Origin of the sequence: Micromonospora coerulea (genome assembly GCF_016598485.1) — a bacterium.
GTDB lineage: Bacteria > Actinomycetota > Actinomycetes > Mycobacteriales > Micromonosporaceae > Micromonospora > Micromonospora coerulea.
This window is the reverse complement of the sequence record NZ_JAEMUW010000040.1, coordinates 23,572-31,156: the sequence shown is the minus strand read 5'-3', so window position 1 is coordinate 31,156 and position 7,585 is coordinate 23,572. Positions and strand designations below refer to the sequence as shown.

At 72.7% G+C, this 7,585-nt stretch carries 7 protein-coding genes and 1 pseudogene; 1 reads left to right on the top strand and 7 read right to left on the bottom strand.

Annotated elements, in window-relative coordinates; all coding sequences use genetic code 11:
- The 5 genes and pseudogenes from I8N68_RS33345 to ald form a co-directional block, all read right to left on the bottom strand.
- Window positions 1–180: pseudogene (locus I8N68_RS33345) on the bottom strand (SMC-Scp complex subunit ScpB); the annotation flags it as partial.
- Window positions 177–1,199: a segregation and condensation protein A gene (locus tag I8N68_RS30045; protein WP_200216308.1), complete on the bottom strand. Its 1,023-nt coding sequence runs from the start codon at window positions 1,197–1,199 to the stop codon at window positions 177–179. The gene I8N68_RS30045 and the pseudogene I8N68_RS33345, both read right to left, overlap by 4 nt.
- 53 nt (window positions 1,200–1,252) lie before the next feature.
- Window positions 1,253–2,176 (bottom strand): ParA family protein, encoded by a 924-nt coding sequence (locus tag I8N68_RS30040; protein ID WP_200216299.1) that lies wholly within the window; start codon window positions 2,174–2,176, stop codon window positions 1,253–1,255.
- A gap of 194 nt (window positions 2,177–2,370) precedes the next feature.
- A complete protein-coding gene (locus I8N68_RS30035) occupies window positions 2,371–3,363 on the bottom strand; it encodes a site-specific tyrosine recombinase XerD (protein ID WP_372433908.1) in 993 nt (330 codons plus the stop codon).
- A gap of 11 nt (window positions 3,364–3,374) precedes the next feature.
- Window positions 3,375–4,490: an alanine dehydrogenase gene (gene ald, locus I8N68_RS30030; protein ID WP_200216297.1), complete on the bottom strand. Its 1,116-nt coding sequence runs from the start codon at window positions 4,488–4,490 to the stop codon at window positions 3,375–3,377.
- 214 nt (window positions 4,491–4,704) lie between these two features.
- On the opposite strand from ald, the gene I8N68_RS30025 reads away from it, so the two are divergent.
- Window positions 4,705–5,034 carry a TM2 domain-containing protein gene (locus I8N68_RS30025; protein ID WP_307813033.1) on the top strand — a complete coding sequence of 110 codons (330 nt, stop codon included), beginning with the start codon at window positions 4,705–4,707 and terminating at the stop codon, window positions 5,032–5,034.
- 61 nt (window positions 5,035–5,095) lie between these two features.
- On the opposite strand, the gene I8N68_RS30020 is transcribed toward I8N68_RS30025, so the two are convergent.
- Together I8N68_RS30020 and pyrG are read right to left on the bottom strand one after the other, a co-directional pair.
- On the bottom strand, window positions 5,096–5,701 hold the full coding sequence (locus I8N68_RS30020; RefSeq protein ID WP_200216292.1) for an NUDIX domain-containing protein: 606 nt from the start codon (window positions 5,699–5,701) through the stop codon (window positions 5,096–5,098).
- Entirely contained in the window at window positions 5,698–7,458 is a 1,761-nt protein-coding gene (gene pyrG / locus I8N68_RS30015; RefSeq protein ID WP_200216290.1) for a CTP synthase, read from the bottom strand. Before pyrG ends, I8N68_RS30020 begins: the two co-directional genes overlap by 4 nt.
- Between the last annotated feature and the right edge of the window lie 127 nt (window positions 7,459–7,585).

The window sequence follows — 7,585 nt, the reverse complement described above, 5'->3', positions numbered from 1 at the left end:
AGCCGAGGTCTCGGACGGCTCCGGCGCCGGCAGAGGTCGCTCCTCGCCCGGGTCCTCCGGGCGAAACTCCGGCGCGGGCGCGGGCGCGGGCGCGGGGCGGGGCGGGATCGGACGTTCCCACGGGGGGACCCAGGCGGCGGCCTGGTCAGCCAGGGAGTCCCGGCGCTCCTCGTCGCTCATCGCGAAACCTCCTCCGTCGTTCCCGTCTCGTCGCCCGGCTCCCCCGCCGCCGGCCCGGTCGCGCTGCCGGCGGCAGCACCGTCGTCGGGCGGCGCGGCCGCGGCCGGGGAGGTCTCCGGTTCCGGGGAGCCGGCGTACTCGTCGACGTGCAGGTCGGTGTCGCCGTCGGCGGGGCCGGTCCACCGGACGGTCAGCTCCCCCAGGGCCTGCTCCTGGACGAAGGCGACCAGCCCCTCCCGGTAGAGCTCCAGCAGCGCGAGGAAGCGGGCCACCACCTCCAGGGTGATCTCGCAGTCGGCGCAGAGCAGCGAGAAGGTGGCGACGCCGGCGCGGCGCAGCCGTTCGGCGAGGATCCCGGCGTGCTCGCGGACGCTGACCCGGACCGTGTGCACGTGCGCGATGGAGACCTCGGGCACCGGCCTCGGGGTCATCGCCTTCAGCGCCAGCTTGAGCAGCCGCTCCGGGCCGATGCCGAGCACCAGGTCGGGCAGCGCCTCGGCGTACCGGGGCTCCAGGGTGACCGCGCGGGGGTAGCGGCGGCCGCCGACGGCCTCCAGCTCGGCGATGTGCGCCGCGGCCTCCTTGTACGCCTTGTACTGCAGCAGCCGGGCGAAGAGCAGGTCCCGCGCCTCCAGCAGGGCGAGGTCCTCCTCGTCCTCCACCTCGGCGGCGGGCAGCAGCCGGGCCGCCTTGAGGTCGAGCAGGGTGGCCGCGATCAGCAGGAACTCGCTCGTCTCGTCCAGGTCCCACTGGTCGCCCATCGCCCGGATGTAGGCGATGAACTCGTCGGTGACCCGGTGCAGAGCCACCTCGGTCACGTCGAGCTTGTGCTTGCTGATGAGCTGGAGCAGCAGGTCGAACGGACCGGTGAAGTTGGCCAGCCGGACGGTGAACCCGCTGGTCTCCTGGGCGCCCCCGGCGGGCAGCACACCGTCGACCTCCGCGGCCAGCTCGGCGGCGACCACCGGGTCGGCGGCGTCGTGCGGCGCGGCGGGAGGGTCGAGGGGTGGTGCGGTCACCCGACGACCGTAGTGGACGGGCTGGACGGGCCGGTGACCTGGTGCACGCCGGGCTACCGGTCCGCCTGGGCGGCGATCACCTCACGGGCGAGCTGGCGGTAGTTGCGCGCACCGGACGAGGCCGGATCGAGCGTGGTGATCGGCGCGCCGGCGACGGTCGACTCGGGGAACTTGACGGTCTTGGTGATCACCGTCTGGTAGACCTTGTCGCCGAACGCCTCCACCACGCGCTGGAGCACCTGCCGGCAGTGCGTGGTGCGGCTGTCGTACATGGTGGCGAGGATGCCCTCGAGCTCCAGGTCGAAGTTGAGCCGCTCGCGGACCTTGTCGATGGTGTCCAGCAGCAGCGCGACACCGCGCAGGCTGAAGAACTCGCACTCCAGCGGGATAAGCACGCCGTGCGCGACGGTCAGCGCGTTGATCGCCAGCAGGCCGAGCGACGGCTGGCAGTCGATCAGGATGAAGTCGTACTCCTTGCGCACGGTGCGCAGCACGCGCGACAGCGCCATCTCGCGGGCGACCTCGTTGACCAGCTGGATCTCGGCGGCGGAGAGGTCGATGTTGGCGGGCAGCAGGTGCAGGCCGGCCACGTCGGTCTTGATCAGGACGTCCTCGGCGGTGACGTCGTCCTGCATGAGGAGGTTGTAGACCGACAGGTCGAGGTTGTGCGGGTTGACCCCCAGCCCGACCGACAGGGCGCCCTGCGGGTCGAAGTCGACCAGCAGCACCTTGCGCCCGTACTCGGCGAGCGCGGCGCCCAGGTTGATGGTCGTGGTGGTCTTGCCGACGCCACCCTTCTGGTTGGCCATCGCGATGATCCGGGCCGGGCCGTGCCGATCGGTCGGCATGGGCTCCGGGATCGGCTTGCGCATCGTGTACGCGGCCGGGTCGGCCGGACCCAGGTCCGCGCCGAGCGACGCCTGCTGCTCGCGGAGCTCCGACGTCCAGGCGTCGGCACGGTCACCGTTGCCAGCCATGTCCTCGTTGCCCCCTCCCGACGACCACCCGGCGTCGGAGCCGTCCGACGTCCTTCGCGGCGCCGCTGCGCACCCCGGTTACGTCGCCCCAGGAGGTCCGCGCCGATGCCGACTGTACGCCACGCACCAGCAGCGCGTTCGGTACCCGGTCGGCGTGTCGGGCGGACCGACCGGTGCGGACGGTCGACCCCGGTTCAGCCGCGGGCGCGCGGGTGCGCGGTGGCGTACACCTCGCGCAGCCGCTCCACGGTGACCAACGTGTACACCTGGGTGGTGGTCACCGAGGCGTGGCCGAGCAGTTCCTGCACCACCCGCACGTCGGCGCCGCCGTCGAGCAGGTGAGTGGCGTACGAGTGGCGCAGGGTGTGCGGGGAGACCGCGCCGGGGCCGTCCACCGGCAGGCCGGCCCGCTCGGCGGCACGGCGCAGGATCGTCCACGCGCCCTGCCGGGTCAGCGCGCCGCCGCGGGCGTTGACGAAGACCGCCGGGGTGCCCCGGCCGGCGGCGACCAGCCCCGGGCGGCCCCGGACCAGCCAGCCGCGCAGCGCCTCGACCGCGTACCCGCCGATCGGCACGAGGCGGGTCCGGCCGCCCTTGCCGCGCAGCAGCACCGCGCCGTCGTCGGTGTCCAGGTCGTCCACGGCGAGGCCGACCGCCTCGGAGATCCGCGCCCCGGTGCCGTACAGGAACTCCAGGAGCGCCCGGTCGCGCAGCGCGAGCGGCGCCTGCTCGCCGGTGGCGGTGGCCGCGCCGACGGTCTCCAGCAGCCGGACCACGTCCTCGACCGGCAGTGCCCGGGGCAGCCGGCGCGGCGGGGCGGGCGGGCGGACGTCGCGGCTGGGGTCGGCGCCGGCCAGCCCCTCGCGCAGCGCGAAGCGGTGCAGGCCGCGCACCGCGCTGGCGGCCCGGGCCGCCGACGACACCGCCAGCGGCGGGTGGTCGTCGTCGCCGGCGCGCAGCCGGGCCAGGTGCGCCTCGACCTGGGCCACGCCGACGGCGGCCAGGTCGCTCACCCCGGCCGCGGCCAGGGTGACCAGGTAGCGGTCCAGGTCCCGGCGATACGACGCGAGCGTGTTGGCGGAGAGTCCGCGCTCGACGGTGAGGTGGTCGAGGTAGCCGCGGACGGCACGACGCAGGGCCGGCGCGGGCTGTTCGCCCTCGCCGGCCCCGGCCAGTGTTCCGGTCAGCCCGTCGCCCCTCAGGCCAGCACGTCCGCCAGCGGCAGGGTGCTCATGCCGTGCGCGTCGGCGACCGGGCCGTAGACGACCTGGCCGTCGTGGGTGTTCAGACCCAGCGCGAGGGCCGGGTCGCGGCGCAGCGCCTCGCGCCAGCCGTTGTTGGCCAGCTCCAGGGCGTACGGCAGGGTGACGTTGGTCAGCGCGTAGGTGCTGGTGTTCGGCACCGCGCCGGGCATGTTCGCCACGCAGTAGAAGATCGAGTCGTGCACCTTGTAGACCGGGTCGGCGTGCGTGGTCGGGCGCGAGTCCTCGAAGCAGCCGCCCTGGTCGATGGCGATGTCGACGAGCACGCTGCCCGGCTTCATCCGGGACACCAGCTCGTTGGAGATCAGCTTCGGGGCCTTGGCACCCGGCACCAGCACCGCGCCGATGACCAGGTCCGCGTCCACCACGGCCCGCTCGATCTCGTACGCGTTGGAGGCGACCGTCTGCAGGTGGCCCCGGTAGATCGCGTCGGCCTGGCGCAGCCGGGCCACGTTCTTGTCCAGCAGCAGCACCTCGGACTGCAGGCCCAGCGCGATCGCGGCGGCGTTCAGGCCGGAGACACCGGCGCCGATGACCACGGTCTTGGCCGCGTACACGCCGGAAACGCCGCCCGGCAGCACGCCCCGGCCACCGCCGGTGCGCATCATGTAGAACGCGCCGACCTGCGGGGCGAGCCGGCCGGCCACCTCCGACATCGGGGCGAGCAGCGGCAGCGACCGGTCGGGCAGCTCGACCGTCTCGTACGCGATGCCGGTGACCTTGCGGTCGACGAGCGCGTCGGTGCACTCCTTCGAGGCGGCCAGGTGCAGGTAGGTGAAGAGCACCTGCCCCTCGCGCATCCGGTGGTACTCCTCGGCGATCGGCTCCTTGACCTTGAGCACCAGCTCGGCGGCGTCCCACACCTCGTCGGCGGTGCCCAGGATCTTCGCGCCCGCGGCGGCGAACTCGTCGTCGCTGATGCTGGAACCGACACCGGCGCCGGACTCGACGAAGACCTCGTGACCGTGGCGGGTGAACTCGTTGACGCCCGCGGGCGTGATCGCCACGCGGTACTCGTGGTTCTTGACCTCGCGTGGGATTCCGACCTTCACGATGCAGACACCTCTCTTCGGGGCTGCCGACCCCCGACTGCTCGGCGCCACGCCGGCCCCATTGCCGACGCGGTCCACCGGTCCCGCCGGCGGCAGTCTAGGCGCGTCGGCACTGTCCGGGAGCCAGCACAGTGACACCCGGTGCGCGGTCGTCCTGACGAAGTGTCAGGCGTCGACCGTGCCGGCGGTGGAGACCACCTCAGCCGTCAGGACAGTGTTCGCGCCCATCGTCGCACCAGCGGCGCGGCGGTGCCGACAGGATCGCCGGCGATCACTAGGGTGTCGGCTCATGACCACACCTCCTTACTCGCAGTACCCGCAGGGCGTCTCGGACAAAAGCAAGGTCGTCGCCGGTGTCCTCGGCATCGTGCTCGGCTTCTTCGGTGCCGGGCGCTTCTACATGGGCGACACCAAGACTGGCGTTCTCCAGCTCGTGGTGAGCGTCGTGACCTGCGGCTTCGGCAGCATCTGGGGCCTCATCGACGGCATCCTGATCCTGGTCAACGGCGGCGTCGACGGGCAGGGTCGGCCGCTGCGGGACTGATCTCCGGAAGAACGACAGGGGCCGCGCGGTGTGACCGCGCGGCCCCTGTCGTACGTACGTCTCAGCGTGGCAACGGCGCGTCCGGCCGGCGCAGCGCCGACCAGCCGGTGTCGCGGGCCCGGGCGGCGGCGAGCAGCCCGGCCACGCAGGAGGCGTTGGTGATCTCCCCGGCCAGCACCATCCCGACCGCCTCGTCGAGATCGACGCGGACGACCTGGAGGTCGGCCTCCTCGTCACGCCGGTCGTGCCGCTGCTCGGCCGGGACGTCGGCGAGGTTGCGAGCGAGGAAGACCCGGACCACCTCGTCGGAGAAGCCCGGCGAGCTGTGCAGGTCGACCAGGACGTCGATGGTGCCGGCGGTCAGGTCGGCCTCCTCGGCCAGCTCCCGCGCCGCGGCGGCGGCCAGGTCCTCGCCGCTGACGTCCATCAGCCCGGCCGGCAGCTCCCACAGGTGCCGGCCGACCGGGTGCCGGTACTGGCGGATCAGCACCACCTGGCCGGCGTCGTCGAGCGCCACCACGGCCACCGCGCCGACGTGCCTGACGTAGTCGCGGGCGGCGGTGCCGCCGCCGGGCATGGTGACGTCGTCGCTGACCACCGAGAAGATCCGGCCGGACCAGATCTCCCGGTGGGCGGTCACCTCGTAGCGGTGCTCGACGGCGCTCACGACGCCGACGCCGCCTTCGCCGCGGCCGCGCTGCCGTTGGGGCTGACGTTCTTCACCGTCGGGGCGTCCACCGGCGCGCCGTCGAGGTCGACCGGGAGCTGGTCGGCCTCGGAGTACGCGATGGCGGCCTTGACGAAGCCGGCGAAGAGCGGGTGCGGCCGGGTGGGCCGGCTCTTTAGCTCCGGGTGCGCCTGGGTGGCCACGAAGAACGGGTGCAGGCCCCGGTCCAGCTCGATGAACTCGACAAGCCGGCCGTCCGGCGAGGTGCCGGAGATGTGCAGGCCGGCCTTGGTGAGCTGGTCGCGGTAGGCGTTGTTCACCTCGTACCGGTGCCGGTGCCGCTCGCTGACCTCGGCGCTGCCGTACGCCTCGGCGACCAGCGAGCCCTCGGCCAGCTTCGCCGGGTACGCCCCGAGCCGCATGGTGCCACCCAGGTCGCCCTTGCCGGCGACGATGTCCTCCTGGTCGGCCATGGTGGCGATGACCGGGTGCTTGGCGTCCTCGTCGAACTCCAGCGAGTTCGCCCCGTCCAGGCCGGCGAGGTGGCGGGCCACCTCGATGGTCATGCACTGCAGGCCGAGGCAGAGGCCGAGCAGCGGGATCCCGTTCTCCCGGGCGTACCGGGCGGTGCCGATCTTGCCCTCGATGCCGCGTACGCCGAAGCCGCCGGGGATGACGATGCCGTCCACGCCGGCCAGGGCGGCCGCCGCGCCGGCCGGGGTGACGCAGTCGTCGCTGGGCACCCAGCGCAGCTGCACCCGGGCCCGGTGGCCGAACCCGGCGGCACGGATCGCCTCGCTGACCGACAGGTACGCGTCGGGCAGGTCGACGTACTTGCCGACCACCGCCACGGAGACCGTGTGGTGCGGCTGGTGCACCCGGTCCAGCAGGTCGTCCCAGCTGGTCCAGTCGACGTCGCGGAAGGAGAGCCCGAGCCGGCGCACCACGTACGCGTCCAGGCCCTCCCGGTGCAGCACCTTCGGGATGTCGTAGATGCTCGGCGCGTCCGGGGCGGCGGTGACCGCCTCCCGGTCCACGTCGCAGTAGAGCGAGAGCTTCTCCTTGACCTTCTCCGGGATCTCCCGGTCGCACCGCAGCACCAGGGCGTCCGGCTGGATGCCGATGCTGCGCAGCTGCGCCACCGAGTGCTGGGTCGGCTTGGTCTTCAGCTCGCCCGACGGCGCCAGGTAGGGCACCAGCGAGACGTGCAGGTAGAAGCAGTTGTCCCGGCCGAGGTCGTGGCGGACCTGGCGGATCGCCTCCAGGAACGGCAGCGACTCGATGTCACCGACCGTGCCGCCCACCTCGGTGATCACCACGTCCGGCACCTGGCCGTCCGCGTCCGGCTCGGCCATGCCGAGGATCCGCGACTTGATCTCGTTGGTGATGTGCGGAATCACCTGGACGGTGTCGCCGAGGTACTCGCCGCGCCGCTCCTTGGCGATCACGTCCGAGTAGATCTGGCCGGTGGTGACGTTGGCCTTGCCGGAGAGCGCCCGGTCGAGGAACCGCTCGTAGTGGCCCACGTCGAGGTCGGTCTCGGCGCCGTCCTCGGTGACGAAGACCTCACCGTGCTGGAACGGATTCATCGTCCCCGGGTCGACGTTGAGGTACGGGTCGAGCTTCTGCATCACCACGCGCAGTCCGCGCGCGGTCAGCAGGTTGCCGAGGCTGGAGGCGGTGAGGCCCTTACCCAGCGAGGAGGCGACGCCTCCGGTGACGAAAATGTGCCTGGTCGTCCGTGCTGAAGGGGCCAAGGCCTGCTCCCGTGTCGTCCGTAGCGGTCGTGCGAACCGCCGTGCTGATCAGCAAAGTGATCACGCGATCCACGGGATTCCACGGTAACACCTTTCCCCGCCCGGGCAGGCGTCGCACCCGCCGTCG

What these genes read in the sequence shown, in the direction of transcription:
- I8N68_RS30040 (WP_200216299.1), bottom strand. Translation starts at nt 2,176, where the DNA reads ATGGCTGGCAACGGTGACCGTGCCGACGCCTGGACGTCGGAGCTCCGC.